Genomic DNA, 14,365 nt, shown 5'->3' on the forward strand with positions numbered 1-14,365 from the left:
CTTGCAGTCTCCTGTGTGTTCGGGTTCGGGGCCGCTGTCAGACGACCACGAGGTTCTTGGTGCTCAGGGTGAGGAGTTCGGGCTCCCCGGCCCGCACGACGAGCGTGTCCTCGATGCGCACGCCACCGCGCCCCGCGAGGTAGACGCCGGGCTCGACGGTGACCGCCATACCGGCGGACAGTGTACCGACGCCCGTCGCGGCGAAGCTCGGTGCCTCGTGGATCTGCAGGCCGACGCCGTGTCCGAGGCCGTGGGCGAAGTGCTCGCCGTGGCCCGCGTCGGCGATCACCTTCCGCGCCGCGGCGTCCACATCGGACACCTCGGCGCCCGGCACGACGGCGTCGACCCCGGCCGCCTGGGCGGTGTGGACGAGGTCGTACACCTCGCGCTGCCAATCCGCGGGCTCGCCGAGGACGAAGGTGCGGGTCATGTCGGAGTGGTAGCCGTCGACGGTGGCGCCGAAGTCCATCTTGACGAAGTCGCCGCGCTTGAGCTCGGCGTGCGTCGGCTGGTGGTGCGGGATGGCGGAGTGCGCGCCGGCCGCGATGATGGAGGCGAAGCTGGGCTGGCTCGAGCCGTGCTCCAGCATCCGGTTCTCCAGGTCACGGGCGATTTCCAGCTCGGTGCGGCCGGGCCGGAGGCCCCCGGCGGCGAGCAGGTCGTCGAGCGCCCGGTCGGCGGCGGCGCACGCCTGGCGCAGCGCGTCGACCTCGGCTTCGTCCTTGACCAGGCGCAGTCGCTCGACCAGGCCCGGGGACCGCTCGAGGGCCACTCGTTCTCGCAGCGCCTCGTACTCTTCGACGCTGATGTGCTGGCTTTCGAAGCCGACGCGGCCGTAGGTCTTGGCGTCCTTCGCGGCCTTGGCGACGAGGGCGGCGGCGCTGGCCCGGTCGACGACCGTGTCGAGGTCGGGCACCTCGGCGGCCGACTGGGTCGTGTAGCGGCCGTCGGTGCAGAAGAGCGTCTTGGCGTCGCCCCCGGCGTGCAGCAGCACGGCGGCGTTCGACCCGGTGAACCCGGTGAGGTAGCGGATGTTGAGCAGATCGGTGACCAGCAGCGCGTCCAGGCCGGCTTCGGTCAGAAGCCCGCGCAGCGCCGCCCGGCGTCGTCCATGGGTTTCAGGCACGGGCTCCAGCCTAGTGGGCGCTGAGTGGGCAACTCGTCAGTAACCTGGCCTACACTCCGCAGGATGAGCGCTTGGGTGATCCGCGGACTCGGCATGGCGCTGCTGCACGGCGTGGCGCTGACGCTGCTGGCCAAGTACGCCGTGTACCACCCGACGGACCAGACGCTGATGACGTCGGTGGCGTTGGCGGTCCTGGTCGGCGCGGCGGCGCTGTGGAGCGCACTGGACGGCTGGCGCGGGCTCCCGGACCGCGGCCGCGCGTGGTTCATCGCGGCGCTGGTGGCGGGCGTGGTGTCGGGAATCCTGTATGTCATCGGACGGGCGGTGTTCGTCGACCAGACGGGCGTCTCGGAGCTGGGTGGCGCGTTGACGGGCGGGGCGGCGTTCTCGGCGCTGCTGGTGCTGATCCCCGCGGGGCTCGGCCTGTTCGTGGGCGGGCGGATCGGGCGGACCCGGCCGGTGGATGAGGACGAAGCTTCGGAGGAGGCGCCTTCGCCTTCGCCTTCACCGCGGCCGCGCCGCCGGGCTCGCACCGCGGACGAAGAACGCCCGGCGACCCGGCCACGCCGGGCCGCCGACGAGCAGGGCGCCACCCGGCCGCGCCAGGCCGCGGACGAGGAGCCCGTCACCCGGCCGCAGCCCCGGGTGCTGGACGATGAGCCCGTTACCCGGCCGCACCCCCGGGTCCGGACGGCCGGCGAAGGACTCGCACCCCGGCCGTCTCCCCGGATCCGGCCTCGCAGCGAGAAACCCCGCGCCTAGCACTGCTCCGGGTGTTCAGCGTGGCGCCCCGCGCCGTCTCCGCAGACCCACCCACGCAAAGAGAAACCCCGCGCCCAGCACTGCTCCAGGCGCTCAGCGCGGTGGCCGCGCGGGGCGCCGGTGGCCGTGCCCGCTCAGCCGACCAGCGAGGGGCCTTGCGGGGTGCCGTCCCACTGGGCGTCCGTCACCGGGCGGGCCGCCGAACCGTTGCCGGCGAGGATCGCGGCGTCCGGTACCCACCACAGGCGGCGGTCGTCGAGGACCAGCGCGAGCCCGCGGCCCGGTGACTGGACCGCCTCCGCGCCCGAGCGCAGCCGCGTCGCCACCGGGAGCGCCGCCACCTCGCGCGGCTCCTTCTCCAGCAGCTCGCCCGCCAGGGCCGCCGCGACCCCGCGCCGGTCCACCCGGATTCGCTCTCCTGCGCGGACCAGGTCCATCGTGCGGTCGGGCGAGGGCATCGTCACGCCGTCGAACGTCGCGGCCAGCCGGGCCGGGCTCGCGCAGGCCTGGCTGTCCAGCAGGTCGAGCCCGTAGTGGCGCAGGTCGGTCGGCGCCCCGGCGGAGCCGATGACGGTCGCGCGCACGACGTCGAGCGGCACCCGGTCGCACGGCGCGGCCGACGACAGCGGCGCGTGCCCGTCCGCGCGGCGCACCAGCCCCGGCCCTTCCTTCCACGGGCCCGGGACGACCACCGGCCGGTACGGGTTCTCGGTGAAGTCGGCGGTCCAGAACGTCAGCGTGGTCCCGGTGTCGGTCTCGTGCGCGATGACGAACGCGTCGAGCGCGCCCACCCACATCAGGTCGGCGCTGAACCCTTCGACGACCGAACGGCTCCGCGGCGCCGACGTCGTCGCGACCGGCACGAACCCGCCGACGTCGAGCGCCTGGACCCCCGAGCCGAACGCGGGATCGCGCGACCGGAGCACGAACTGCCCGGCGCCGTTCCACGCCGCGGCGCGGCCGGTGGTGTCGGTGAACATCAGGTAGAACCAGCCGTCGAGGTAGACGGCCGAGGGCTGGCCGGCGCCGTAGACGTTGGCGCGGTGCACGTCGTGCGACGGCCCGAGGATCGGCTTCCCGCCCGCGGCGCGGGTCCAGTGCACGCCGTCCGGGCTGGTGGCGAGCCCGACGGCGTTGCCGAGCGCGTGGTCGCCCGCCGCGCCGGTGTAGTAGAGGTAGTAGGTCGTGCCGACGCGCAGGACGGACGGGTCGCAGGTGTGCATGCCGTCGAACTGCCCGGGTGCCCCGGAGAAGACGGCGGCCGGGATCCCGCCCCCGGGCCCGGCGAACGGCCCGTCGATCGACTGGGCCTGGGCGTAGAGGATGTCGTCGCCGGCGGGTCCGGCGCCGCCGTACTGGCTGCACCACCACATCCGGGTCTGCCCGCGGTCGAGCATGACCGACGGCCCGTAGTTGTAGACGGCGTCCGCCCCACCGGCGGCGATCACGCCACCACTCTGCCGGGGGTCACCCGAAGCGAGCTTGACGTCGACGGGCCGGGGTTTGGCCTCGGTCTTCCCCCCGGCGATGGCGGGCTTGTCCCCCGCGGCTTGCGGCTGGGCGTAACCCTCGGTGCACCCCGCGACGAGCAGCCCGGCCAGAACACTGGCGAGCAAGGCACGACAAGACGGGCGCACGACACCGGAGTGTAGCGAGAGCTGAATCGATCGGGTGACGCCACACCTGGTCGACGGTCCCCTGGTCGTGCGCAAGATCGCGGGCGGGGCAAGGGTTTCCGGAAAGGCGCCGGTCAGACGGTCGTGAGTGGGAAACAGGGTTAGAACACTGTTTCCCACTCACGACGAGCCGCGGCAGACTCGAAAACCGGACCTCGGTCGCGAGGCCGGTGAGGGTCAGCTCGTCGCCGGTGGGCCTTCGAGCGCGACCAGCTCCACCTCGAAGCCGGCCTCGTTCTCGAGGTACGCCGCGTAGTGCTGCTCGCCGCCCGCATACGGGTAGCGGTCGGCGAACATCGGGCGCCAGCCGTGGTCCCCCGCTCGCTCGGCCAGCTCGTCCACCTCGGCGCGCGTTGCCACGTGGAGCGCCAAGTGGTTCAGCCCCGGCCTGGTGCGCTCGTGACCCGGTGCGCTGATCGCCGGGGACTGCTCGACCACCACGTACGTTCCGCCGCGGCGCCAGCTGATCCCCGCCGGCCAGCGCTGGTACTCGCGCCAGCCCAGCTCCGCCAGCAGCCAGCCCCAGCTTCGCTCCGCCTCCGTCAGATCCGGCACCCACAGCTCGATGTGGTGCGGCCGCCCGGCCACCGGCGCCAACGCCACCAGAACCCGGTGCAGGTCGCCGTAGTGGACGCCGCTGCCCACGTCGAGGAAACCCAAGCGCCCGGCCACTTTGCGGCTCGCCGTGTTGTTTTCGTGCACCAGGGCCCAGACCGCCGGGAGGCCGAGCGCGTCGAGGCCGTGGTCGAGCACCGCGCCGGCCGCCTCGGTCGCCAACCCCTGGCCCGCGTGCGCGCTCGCGATGTAGTAGCCCAGCTCGGCCACTCCGCCCGGCAGCTCCGACGACGACCGCAGGTGCGCGACGCCGATCACCTCGCCGTCGCGCTCGATCGCCCAGTGGCCCTGCCCCGCCGGACCCCGGTAGGACAGGCGGCGGTCGACCATCGCGTTCGCCGCGGCCGGGTCCGAGAAGTCCGCCGCGAAGAACCGGCTCATCTCCGGGTCGGAGAACACCTTCACGACGGCTTCGCGGTCGGCCTCGACCAGCCGGCGCAGCGTCAGGCGCGCCGTCGTCAGCGTCGGGAGCGTCATTCCGGGTGCTCGGCGAGCCACCGCAGGGCGAGCGGGTAGCCGTCGACGCCCAGGCCGGCGATCACCGCGGTCGCGATGTCCGACAGCACGCTGTGGTGCCGGAACGCCTCCCGCTTGTGCACGTTCGTGATGTGCAGCTCGATCAGCGGCGCCGAAAGCTGCGCCGCGGCGTCGCGCACCGCGATCGAATAGTGCGTCCACGCGCCGGCGTTGAGCACCACCGGGTGGCCGCCGTCGGCGGCTTCGTGCAGCCAGCCGACCATCTCGCCTTCGTGGTCGGTCTGCCGGACCTCGACCTCGATGCCCAGCTCCTCCCCCGTCTTGACGCACAGCGCCGCGAGGTCGGCGTGGGTGGTCGAGCCGTACACCGACGGCTCGCGCTTGCCGAGCCGGCCGAGGTTGGGCCCGTTGAGCACGAACGCCTTCACAGCAGCACGCTCCCGCCACTCTTCGGGGCGTCGGCGGCGATCGCCGAGTACGCGGCCGCGAGCAGCGACGGGTCCGGACCTTCGAGCCGGCCGGGTTTGCCGAGGCCGTCGAGGACGACGAACCGCAGCACTCCCGAGCGGGTTTTCTTGTCGCCCTTCATGGTTTCCAGCAGCTGCGGCAGCGCGTCGGCGTCGTACGTCGTCGGCAGGCCGAGCAGCTTCAGCACGGCCGCGTGGCGTTCGGCCGTCGCGTCGTCGAGGCGGCCGGCCAGGCGCGCCAGCTCGGCGGCGAACACCAGCCCGACGCTCACCGCCGCACCGTGGCGCCACCGGTACCGCTCGCGGCGCTCGATGGCGTGGCCGAGCGTGTGGCCGTAGTTGAGGATTTCGCGCAGGTCCGACTCGCGCAGGTCGGCGGCGACGACGTCGGCCTTGACCTGGATCGACCGGCGGACCAGCTCGCCCAGCACGTCGCCGGCCGGGTCGAGCGCGGCGGCCGGGTCGGCTTCGATCAGCTCGAGGATGCGAGGGTCGGCGATGAAGCCCGTCTTCACGACTTCGGCCATCCCGGCGACGAGCTCGTTCGGCGGCAGCGTCTCCAGCGTCGCGAGGTCGACGAACACCGCGCTCGGCTCGTGGAACACCCCGACGAGGTTCTTGCCCGCGTCGGTGTTGATGCCGGTCTTGCCGCCGACCGCGGCGTCGACCATGCCGAGCAGCGTCGTCGGCACGTTGATCAGCCGGACCCCGCGCATCCACGTGCCCGCGACGAACCCGGCGAGGTCGGTGACGGCGCCGCCGCCGAGCCCGACGACGACCCCGCGCCGGTCCAGCCCGATCCGGCCGAGCACCTCCCAGCAGAAGCTCGCGACGGTGAGCGCCTTGCCGTCCTCGGCGTCGGGGATTTCGACGCGGTGCGCGTCGAGCCCGGCGGCGATCAGCTCCTCGCGGATGGCCTCGGCCGTGGTGGTCAGCGTCGGCGGGTGGATCAGCGCGATCTTCGAGGCGTCGGCCAGCTGGGCGGTGAGGTCGCCGAGCAGGCCGCGGCCGACCACGACGTCGTAGGGATGGGCGGTGGCGACCGGGATGCGCACCGGATCGGACACGGGGAAGATCACTCCTTGGCTTCGGCGGGGGCGAGCCGCGCGGCGAGGTCCGCGACGATCTCGGCGGGCGTCCGGTCGTCGGTGACGACCTCGACGGTGGCGACCTCGCGGTAGACGGGCACGCGCTCGTCGAGCAGTTTCTTGAACGTGGCGCGGGGGTTCACCCCGGCCAGCAGGGGCCGCGCACTCGACAGGCCGGTGCGCTGCACGCCGGCGGCGAGGCCGACGTTGAGGAACACGACGGTGTGCTCGGCCAGCCGCGCGCGGGTGCCCGGGGTGAGCGGGGCGCCGCCGCCGAGCGACAGCACGCCGTCGTGGGCAGCCAGCGCCGTCGCGACCGCTTCTTCTTCCAGCGCGCGGAACGCGGGTTCGCCGTCTTCCGCGAAGATGTCGGCGATGGTGCGCCCGGTGCGCGCGACGATGTCGTCGTCGCTGTCGCGGAATTCGACGCCGAGCGCGGCCGCCAGCAGCGGGCCGACCGTGCTCTTGCCCGAGCCGGGCGGGCCGACGACCACCGCGCGAGGGCTCACCAGCGCTCCTCGAGGGCCTTCAGGTACGCCTCGGCGTTGCGCTTGCTTTCGGCGAGGGAGTCGCCGCCGAACTTCTCGAGCGCGGCGTCGGCGAGGATCAGCGCCACCACCGACTCCAGCACGACGCCGGCGCGCGGCACGGCGCAGACGTCCGACCGCTGGTGGATGGCAACGGCCGGTTCGCCGGTCTTGACGTCCACTGTGGACAGTGCTTTGGGGACGGTCGAGATCGGCTTCATGGCCACGCGGACCCGCAGCGGCTCGCCGTTGGTGATGCCGCCTTCGAGGCCGCCCGCGCGATTGGACCGGCGGGTGACGCCGACCGGGCCGGTGCCGCGGTCGATTTCGTCGTGGGCCTGGCTGCCCCAGCGGCGGGCGGTGGTGAAGCCGTCGCCGACCTCGACGCCCTTCATGGCCTGGACGCCCATCAGCGCGCCGGCGAGGCGGGCGTCGAGGCGGCGGTCCCAGTGGACGTGGGAGCCGAGGCCCGGCGGGAGGCCGTAGGCGAGGACCTCGATCACGCCGCCGACGGTGTCGCCCGCCTTCCGCACGGCGTCGACCTCGGCGACCATGGCGTCGGTGCCTTCCTGGCTGAAGGAGCGCACCGGGCTCTCGTCGATGGCGGCGAGGTCCTCGGCGGTGGGCAGGGGGCCTTCGGGAGCGTCCGCGCCGCCGATCGAGACGACGTGGCTGAGGATCTCGATGCCGAGCAGCTGCTTCAGGTAGTTGCGCGCGACGGTGCCGAGGGCGGTCCGCGACGCCGTCTCGCGGGCGCTGGCGCGCTCGAGGACGGGGCGGGCCTCGTCGAAGCCGTACTTCTGCATGCCGGGCAGGTCGGCGTGGCCGGGGCGGGGGCGGGTGAGCGGTTCGTTGCGCGCGAGGCCTTCGAGGATCTGCGGGTCGACGGGGTCGGCCGCCATGACCTGCTCCCACTTGGGCCACTCGGCGTTTTCAATCTGGATCGCGACGGGTCCGCCCTGGGTGAGGCCGTGGCGGACGCCGCCGAGGAAGTCGATGTGGTCGGTCTCGAAGCCCATCCGCGGGCTGCGCCCGAAGCCGAGGCGGCGGCGGGCGAGCTGCTGGGTGACGTCGGCGGTGGTGACGCCGACGCCGGCGGGCATGCCTTCGAGCACGGCGGCCAGCGCGGGTCCGTGCGATTCACCTGCGGTGATCCAGCGCAACATGGGCTCAATCCTGTCACGGGGGCCGGGCGGGCCCGAAGAGTGTTCCGGTCATGGCGCACCCGGGAAGAGGGCGCACAGCCAGGTGGCGGCGAGGAGGGCGGGACCGTGCGGCACCCGGCGGCGGCTGAAGGGAGCGGCGCGGGTGCGGGTGTGTGCTGGTCGGGAGGTGGGGGTGGGCGCGGGGTTGCGGGTGGGGGCGGGTGCCGGGGGTGTTGCCGGGTGCAGGGCGGGTGCCGGTCTCGGGCCCGGTTTCGGCGATGGGGCAGACGCTGGGCGCGGGCCGGGTGCCCGGGACGCCGGGCTTGTGGGGTGCAGGTCGGGCGCCGATGTGGTGGCCACCCGGTGCGGGCCGGGTGGTCGCGGGCTCGGCGATGCCGGTCGGTGAACGGCGGCCGCTCGGGAGCAGGCTCGGCTTCGGATCGTGAGGGCGATCGCGAGAGCCAGGCTGAACAGCGCTGCCAGGACCGCCGCCAGTGCGAGGTGGGGCCAGCCGGCCGCTCCCAGGACCATGCCCAGGCTGCCGGACAGCTTCACGTCTCCCGCGCCGAGGCTGCCCGGTGCCCAGCGGGCCACCAGCGCGTGCGCGCCGCCGAACAGGAGGGCGCCGGCGATTGCACGTGCCGCGAGGGAGGGGCCGCCGCCTCCGAGGGCCGTTGCCCCGATCGCCGCGCCGACCAGCGGGTAGGCGGGCAGGGTGAGCACATCGGGGAGGCGCAGGTGGCGCAGGTCGGCCAGCGCCAGCGGGACCGCGACGACCGTGAGGACCATGGGGATCGGCAGCCACCACGCCGGCCATGCGCCCGCCGCCCAGGGGGCGGCGACCGCGGCCGTCGCGAGCGCGGTGAGGACGGCCGCCGGCTTGCGCGGGATCGGGGCCCGGGCTCGGTCGAGCGCGCGGGCTGTGACGGGTACGGTGGCGGCTCCGGCGGCCGCCGCGGCGAGGGGGAGCAAGATCGTCGGGGACATGAACCCAGGGTGCCGCCGACGAGTTGACCAGGGCAAATGTCGGGCGTAGCGAAAGGTCCGTTCGCTACGCTCCCGCCCCGAAATCACTCCTATGGGCGACAGCCGGAGCGGACGACACGCGGGCTCGAAGGGATGCCGGGCCGATCGCTGGGCCGGCCTGGCACACGGGCTCGAACGGACGCCGGGCCGATCGTTGGGTCGGCACGACACGCGGTCTCGAAGGCACGCCAGGGCGACAGCCAAGCGGACCGCGCGCAGCCTCGGAGGAACGCCGGGGCGGGCCGAGCACACGGCCCCAAAGACCCGCCAGGAAGCCGGACGCCACGCGGGCCCCAAAGCACGCCAAACGACCCCAAGACCAGGGCTCGTCCGGGACCCCCTGCGTCCCGGACGAGCCCCACCCGTCACAACGTCAACCGCAGCAACGGGCGCCCACTGCCCCCACGCACCTCCAGCGCCGCCAAATCCGTTCTCTTCAACGCCGTCCCGATCACGATCCGCGCCGTGTTGTCGGGCACCGCCTTCCACGTCGCCAGCTGCGTCTCCGCCCCTGTATGCGCGATCGCCACCAGCACGTAGTCCCCGCCGGAACGCCCGCCCGTGTAGCTGCACGACATGTCGACCTGCGTGCCCCACTCGAACGCGTCGAGGCGGGCGTCCGCGCGGACCGGGAACTGGCCCAGCGCCGTCATCGCGATCGACGGCGGCGGCGCGGACGGAGGCCATGAAGCCACCACCGCAAGCGCCACGCACGCCGATACCGCCAACGCCGCCGAGGCCGATGTCACCGCCAACCGGATGCGGCGGCCACGGCGGACGCGCCTCAACACCGTCGGCAGGAGGTCCGGTGGGGGTGCCGAAAACTCGGGTACCACCGCCGGGGCGTCGACCCTCGCCAGCAACCCCGGCAGGCCCGCCAGCTCGCGAACCGAGGCCGCGCAACGGTCGCACGTCCTCAAGTGCGCCTCGAAGCGCTGGCGGTCCTCGGGGGACAGCGCCCCGAGGACGTACGCCGCGTCGAACGTCGCGAACGGGTCCTCGCTCACTGGGTCACCCCCCTCTCCTCGAGCACCAGGCGCAGGGCGCGCAACGCGTAGTGCGTGCGCGACTTGACCGTTCCTTCGGCCACTCCCAGCCGCTGTGCCGCGTCCGCCACGGAATAGCCCTGGAAGTAACACAGCACCAGCACCTCGCGGTGCCGCTCCGACAGCTCCGCGAGCGCCTCGGCCACCAGCCAGCCCTGGACCGCGCGGTCGGTGCCGTCCGCGACCGCGCGTTCCGGCGGCTGGTCGGTCACCACCTCCGAGCGGGCCGACGCCGAGCGCCAGCCGTCGATCGCGATGCGTCGCGCCACCGTGAACAGCCACGCCCGCGCCGAGCCCGTCGACTGGTCCAGCACGGTCGTCGACCGCCAGGCGCGCAGCAGCGTCTCCTGGACGACGTCCTCGGCCCGGATCCGGTCCCCGGACGTCAGGTGGAGCGCGTAAGACCACAGCGCCGCGGCGTGCTCCTCGTGGAGCGCGCGCATCAGCGCGTCTTCGGCGACTTCGCCCACGGACTCAGGCCGAGACCCGGCGCCGGTCCTTCACGAACAGCAGCGCGAGGCCGCCGACGATGCAGACCGCCTCCGTGATCACGCCCCAGTACTCCGGCTGGCTGTTGAACTGGTCGTGGTTCCCGGCGAACCCGACCGTCAAGGCCAGCACGTACGCACCGAGCGTCACGACGCCGAACCCGACCGCGCCCAGCGCCGGCAGCCAGTGCCGCCAGGCCAGCACCGCGATCGCGATGACGAGGCCGCCGATCGCGTCCAGCAGGAACAACGGCCCGACGATGCCGGGGTAGTCCTCGGTCCACAGGAAGTAGTGCACGCCCGCCGAGCCCAGCAGCGCGGCCGCCACGACGATGCGCAGAACCCAACCCACCATGATCGTTCCTCCATCCACACCCACTCGGGTACATACACGGAACAGGGGCCGATCGGGTTCACCGCGGATTGAACCGATGCGGTGCCGATCTCGTTCATAAGGGCATGACTGCCGAACTGCACTCCCGCCGCACCGTCCTGACCACGGGTGCCGCCGTCGCCGGTGCCGCCGTCGGCGCCGTCGCGCTCACCGCCTGTTCCTCGGACGACGCCAAGTCCGGCACCGCGCAGGCACCGATCGCCGCCGGGACGCCGCTGGTCGCGCTCGCCGACGTCCCGGTCGGGCAGGCGAAGGCCGCCAAGGCCCCGGACGGCTCCGACGTGATCGTGGCCCGGACGTCCGAGTCCGCCTGCGCCGCCTTCAGCGCGATCTGCACGCACCAGGGCTGCACGGTCGCCCCGCAGGGCGCCGACCTCGTCTGCCCGTGCCACGGCTCGGTGTTCAACGCCCTCACCGGGGAGGTCAAGCAGGGCCCGGCGAACAAGCCGCTGCCGAGCGTGCCGGTCAAGGTCGAGAACGGGAAGGTCGTCGCCGGCTGACGGGCCGGCAACGCCGGAGAGCCCTTGTGGACGGACACCGTCCACAAGGGCTCTCCGTGTGACAGAAGCGACTCAGGCGTCCCAGCCGAACAGCTTCTCGCCGGCCGCGACGTCGCGCTCGGCGTCCAAACCGGACAGAACGTCCGCCGAGGCGTCCAGCGCGACGACCGGGACGATCGGCGAGTAGCCCGCCGCGGTCACCGCTTCCGGGTCCCAGCTGACGATCGGCTGGCCGGCCCGCACCTGCTCGCCCTTGACGACGTGCAGCGTGAAGCCTTCGCCCTTCTCCTTGACCGTGTCGATCCCGAGGTGGACCAGCACGGCCTGGCCGTCCTCGGTCGCCACGACGTAGGCGTGCGGGTGCAGCGTCGCGACCGTGCCGTCGACCGGCGCGACCGCGTCCGACCGCCCGCCCGAGGGCTGCACCGCGATGCCCGGACCCACCATGGCCTGCGCGAACACCGGGTCCGGGACCTCGGTGATCGGCACCACGCGCCCGGCGACCGGGCTGAGGATCTCCAGGCTCACAGCAGGTCCTCGATGTCGCTGGCGATCGTGTCCGCCTCCGGCCCGACGATCACCTGCAGCGCCGACGACCCCATCTTGACGACGCCCATCGCGCCGGCCTTCTTCAGCGCCGCCTCGTCGACGAGGCTCATGTCCTCGACCTCGCAGCGCAGCCGCGTGATGCAGCCCTCGATCTCGGTGAGGTTCTCCGTGCCGCCGAGTGCGGCGAGGATCTTTTCGGGCCTGTCATCCGCCATCGCGGTCTCCTTGATCACTGTTTGTTCCCAACCTGACGCGAACCGCGTGTCCACCTGTACTACGCCGTTCGTCGGCATGCACCCCGCCGCGGGCCACGAACGGATAACGGTGGTTGACACCCGTCCGCACGGCGGAGCATCCTGCCCCATCAGATCATTGGTCTAGACCGGAACGTACCAATGTTCCGGGCCGGACGCGAGCACCGGTCCCCCGGTGCGACAGAAACGAGGAGGGTGACGCCGATGAGCGCGGCCGCGCACGTCCCGCCACCCGACCGGGTCGTCAACGGGCCCACGCCCAAGCACGCCCAGCTGCGCGAGATCCTCCGCCGCACGGTGGAACGGGAACTCCCGCCCGGCGCGCCGATCCCGTCGGAACGCGAGCTCGCACAACGCTACGGCGTGTCGCGGCTCACGGTCAGATCGGCGATCGGCAAGCTGGTCGAGGAGGGCCTGCTCGCCCGGGTCCGCGGCAAGGGCACCTTCACCGCCGCCCGGCGGATGGAGCTGCAGCTGTACCTGATGTCGTTCACCGACGACATGCGGCGGCGGGGGCTGACCCCGACGACCGAGGTGGTCTCCGCGGCCACCGAGGTCCCGCCCACCGCGTCGGCGCACGCCCTCGGCCTCACCGAGGGCGCCCCCGCGCACCACCTGGTGCGGTTGCGCCACGCCGACGGCGTGCCCCTGGCCGTCGAACGGGGCTGGTACCACGCGGGCCGGGCTCCCGGCCTGCTCGAGCTCGACCTGACCCAGTCCATCTACGCGCAGCTGGCCGAGACGTACGACGTGCGTCCCGACCAGGCGTGGCAGACGGTCTGGGCCGAAGGAGCGGACCGCGAGACGGCCCGGCTGCTCGGCATGCGCGCCGGCAGTCCCCTGCTCGTGTTCCGCCGGGTCTCCAGCGCAGGCGGCGACCCGATCGAAGACATCACGTCCTGGTACCGGGGAGATCACTACCAGGTGACCATGCAGTTGGACCGGAACACCCCGGAACCCGGTCAACCACCCCACTATGGAGGTTCCAGATGAGCTCCACCACCGCGGAGGGGGCGAAGAAGAGCGGCGGCGGCCTCGCCGGTCTTCAGCGCTTCGGCCGTAGCCTCATGCTGCCGATCGCCACGCTCCCGGCGGCGGGCATCCTGCTGCGGTTCGGGCAGGACGACATGCTCGGCAAGGACGGCCTCGGCTGGAACAAGGTCGCCTCGGTGCTCGGCGCCGCGGGCGGCACGCTGTTCAACTGGCTGCCGCTGCTGTTCGCGGTCGGCATCGCCGTCGGCTTCGCCCGCAAGGGCGACGGCTCGACCGGTGTGGCCGCGGTCGTCGGCTTCTTCGTCTTCAGCGCCGTCGTCCAGGTGTTCGCGCCGCTGAGCGACCTGCCCGGCTACAAGGCGGGTGCCACCGAGCTCGCGCCGATCAAGTGGCCGTACTCGGTGCTCGCCGGCGTCGTGGTCGGCATCGTGGCCGCGTTGCTGTGGCAGAAGTACCACCGCATCAAGCTGCCCGCCTACCTGGCGTTCTTCGGCGGCCGCCGGTTCGTCCCGATCATCACCGCGGGCGTCATGGTGATCCTCGGTGTGCTCTTCGGCCTCGTCTTCCACTGGGTCGACCAGGGCATCCAGGCCGCCGGTGACGCGGTCACGGCGTCCCCGGTCGTCGGTGGCGGCATCTACGGCGCGCTGAACCGGCTGCTCATCCCGGTCGGTCTGCACCAGCTGCTGAACGTCCCGGTGTGGTTCATCTTCGACGGCGGCGACATCAACAACTTCGTCGCGGGCAAGATGTCGGCGGGTGCGTTCACCACCGGCTTCTTCCCGATCTTCATGTTCGCGCTGCCCGCCGCCGCCCTCGCCATCTGGCAGACGGCGCGTCCGGCGCAGAAGAAGGTCGTCGGCGGTGTGATGATCGCCGGCGCGCTGACCTCGTTCATCACGGGTGTCACCGAGCCGATCGAGTTCTCGTTCATGTTCGTCGCGTGGCCGCTGTACCTGTTCCACGCGATCATGACCGGCACCTCGCTGGCGATCTGCAACGCCCTGGGCATCCACCAGAGCTTCAACTTCTCCGCGGGCGGCATCGACTTCCTGCTGAACCTGGGTGCCCCGGCGGCGCAGAAGCCGTGGCTGCTCGTGCCGATCGGCCTGGTCTACGCGGTGATCTACTACGTGGTCTTCCGGTTCGCGATCGTCAAGTTCAACCTGCGGACCCCCGGCCGCGAGGACGACTCGATCGAGGCCGACCTCGACCGCACGGCCGCCGCGTAA

16 protein-coding genes and 1 pseudogene are annotated in these 14,365 nt (G+C 72.8%); 4 read left to right on the top strand and 13 right to left on the bottom strand.

What is annotated here, in order from left to right; all coding sequences use genetic code 11:
* Window positions 1-37: 37 nt before the first annotated feature.
* A complete protein-coding gene (locus ACIQWX_RS34225; RefSeq protein ID WP_400880159.1) occupies window positions 38-1,126 on the bottom strand; it encodes a M24 family metallopeptidase in 1,089 nt (362 codons plus the stop codon).
* Window positions 1,127-1,219: 93 nt separating this feature from the next.
* Here ACIQWX_RS34225 and ACIQWX_RS34230 point away from each other — a divergent pair.
* Window positions 1,220-1,648: pseudogene (locus ACIQWX_RS34230) on the top strand (B-4DMT family transporter); the annotation flags it as partial.
* A gap of 374 nt (window positions 1,649-2,022) precedes the next feature.
* On the opposite strand, the gene ACIQWX_RS34235 reads toward ACIQWX_RS34230, so the two are convergent.
* The 10 genes from ACIQWX_RS34235 to ACIQWX_RS34280 form a co-directional block, all read right to left on the bottom strand.
* Entirely contained in the window at window positions 2,023-3,504 is a 1,482-nt protein-coding gene (locus tag ACIQWX_RS34235; RefSeq protein WP_400880161.1) for a beta-xylosidase, read from the bottom strand.
* Between the two features lie 237 nt (window positions 3,505-3,741).
* A complete protein-coding gene (locus tag ACIQWX_RS34240) occupies window positions 3,742-4,656 on the bottom strand; it encodes a GNAT family N-acetyltransferase (protein WP_400880164.1) in 915 nt (304 codons plus the stop codon).
* Entirely contained in the window at window positions 4,653-5,084 is a 432-nt protein-coding gene (gene aroQ / locus ACIQWX_RS34245) for a type II 3-dehydroquinate dehydratase (RefSeq protein ID WP_400880166.1), read from the bottom strand. Before aroQ ends, ACIQWX_RS34240 begins: the two co-directional genes overlap by 4 nt.
* Window positions 5,081-6,190, bottom strand: coding sequence for a 3-dehydroquinate synthase (gene aroB, locus ACIQWX_RS34250; RefSeq protein ID WP_400880169.1), 1,110 nt, complete (start codon window positions 6,188-6,190; stop codon window positions 5,081-5,083). Before aroB ends, aroQ begins: the two co-directional genes overlap by 4 nt.
* An 8-nt stretch (window positions 6,191-6,198) precedes the next feature.
* Window positions 6,199-6,720, bottom strand: a complete 522-nt coding sequence (locus ACIQWX_RS34255) for a shikimate kinase (RefSeq protein ID WP_400880171.1) — start codon at window positions 6,718-6,720, stop codon at window positions 6,199-6,201.
* The gene (gene aroC, locus ACIQWX_RS34260; RefSeq protein WP_400880174.1) at window positions 6,717-7,904 is read right to left on the bottom strand and encodes a chorismate synthase; all 1,188 of its coding nucleotides are present in this window, start codon (window positions 7,902-7,904) and stop codon (window positions 6,717-6,719) included. Before aroC ends, ACIQWX_RS34255 begins: the two co-directional genes overlap by 4 nt.
* Before the next feature lie 48 nt (window positions 7,905-7,952).
* Window positions 7,953-8,870 (bottom strand): prepilin peptidase, encoded by a 918-nt coding sequence (locus ACIQWX_RS34265; RefSeq protein ID WP_400880177.1) that lies wholly within the window; start codon window positions 8,868-8,870, stop codon window positions 7,953-7,955.
* A gap of 404 nt (window positions 8,871-9,274) precedes the next feature.
* A complete protein-coding gene (locus ACIQWX_RS34270; RefSeq protein ID WP_400880179.1) occupies window positions 9,275-9,916 on the bottom strand; it encodes an anti-sigma factor family protein in 642 nt (213 codons plus the stop codon).
* Window positions 9,913-10,425, bottom strand: a complete 513-nt coding sequence (locus ACIQWX_RS34275) for a sigma-70 family RNA polymerase sigma factor (protein WP_400880182.1) — start codon at window positions 10,423-10,425, stop codon at window positions 9,913-9,915. Before ACIQWX_RS34275 ends, ACIQWX_RS34270 begins: the two co-directional genes overlap by 4 nt.
* 4 nt (window positions 10,426-10,429) lie before the next feature.
* Complete coding sequence (locus ACIQWX_RS34280; RefSeq protein WP_400880185.1) at window positions 10,430-10,798, bottom strand: hypothetical protein; 369 nt, start codon at window positions 10,796-10,798, stop codon at window positions 10,430-10,432.
* A gap of 104 nt (window positions 10,799-10,902) precedes the next feature.
* On the opposite strand from ACIQWX_RS34280, the gene ACIQWX_RS34285 reads away from it, so the two are divergent.
* Window positions 10,903-11,337: a ubiquinol-cytochrome c reductase iron-sulfur subunit gene (locus ACIQWX_RS34285; RefSeq protein WP_400880188.1), complete on the top strand. Its 435-nt coding sequence runs from the start codon at window positions 10,903-10,905 to the stop codon at window positions 11,335-11,337.
* A 72-nt stretch (window positions 11,338-11,409) separates the two neighbouring features.
* Here the strand turns inward: ACIQWX_RS34285 and ACIQWX_RS34290 are convergent, their stop codons facing one another.
* Together ACIQWX_RS34290 and ACIQWX_RS34295 are read right to left on the bottom strand one after the other, a co-directional pair.
* Window positions 11,410-11,865 (bottom strand): PTS glucose transporter subunit IIA, encoded by a 456-nt coding sequence (locus tag ACIQWX_RS34290; RefSeq protein ID WP_400880191.1) that lies wholly within the window; start codon window positions 11,863-11,865, stop codon window positions 11,410-11,412.
* Window positions 11,862-12,101 (bottom strand): glucose PTS transporter subunit EIIB, encoded by a 240-nt coding sequence (locus ACIQWX_RS34295; protein ID WP_167379806.1) that lies wholly within the window; start codon window positions 12,099-12,101, stop codon window positions 11,862-11,864. The genes ACIQWX_RS34290 and ACIQWX_RS34295 overlap by 4 nt, the downstream gene beginning before the upstream one ends.
* 243 nt (window positions 12,102-12,344) lie before the next feature.
* On the opposite strand from ACIQWX_RS34295, the gene ACIQWX_RS34300 reads away from it, so the two are divergent.
* Together ACIQWX_RS34300 and ACIQWX_RS34305 are read left to right on the top strand one after the other, a co-directional pair.
* Entirely contained in the window at window positions 12,345-13,133 is a 789-nt protein-coding gene (locus ACIQWX_RS34300; protein WP_086678278.1) for a GntR family transcriptional regulator, read from the top strand.
* Window positions 13,130-14,365 (top strand): PTS transporter subunit EIIC, encoded by a 1,236-nt coding sequence (locus tag ACIQWX_RS34305; RefSeq protein ID WP_400880195.1) that lies wholly within the window; start codon window positions 13,130-13,132, stop codon window positions 14,363-14,365. Before ACIQWX_RS34300 ends, ACIQWX_RS34305 begins: the two co-directional genes overlap by 4 nt.

It is taken from the genome of Amycolatopsis sp. NPDC098790 (assembly GCF_044759945.1).
In the GTDB taxonomy this organism is placed as follows: domain Bacteria; phylum Actinomycetota; class Actinomycetes; order Mycobacteriales; family Pseudonocardiaceae; genus Amycolatopsis.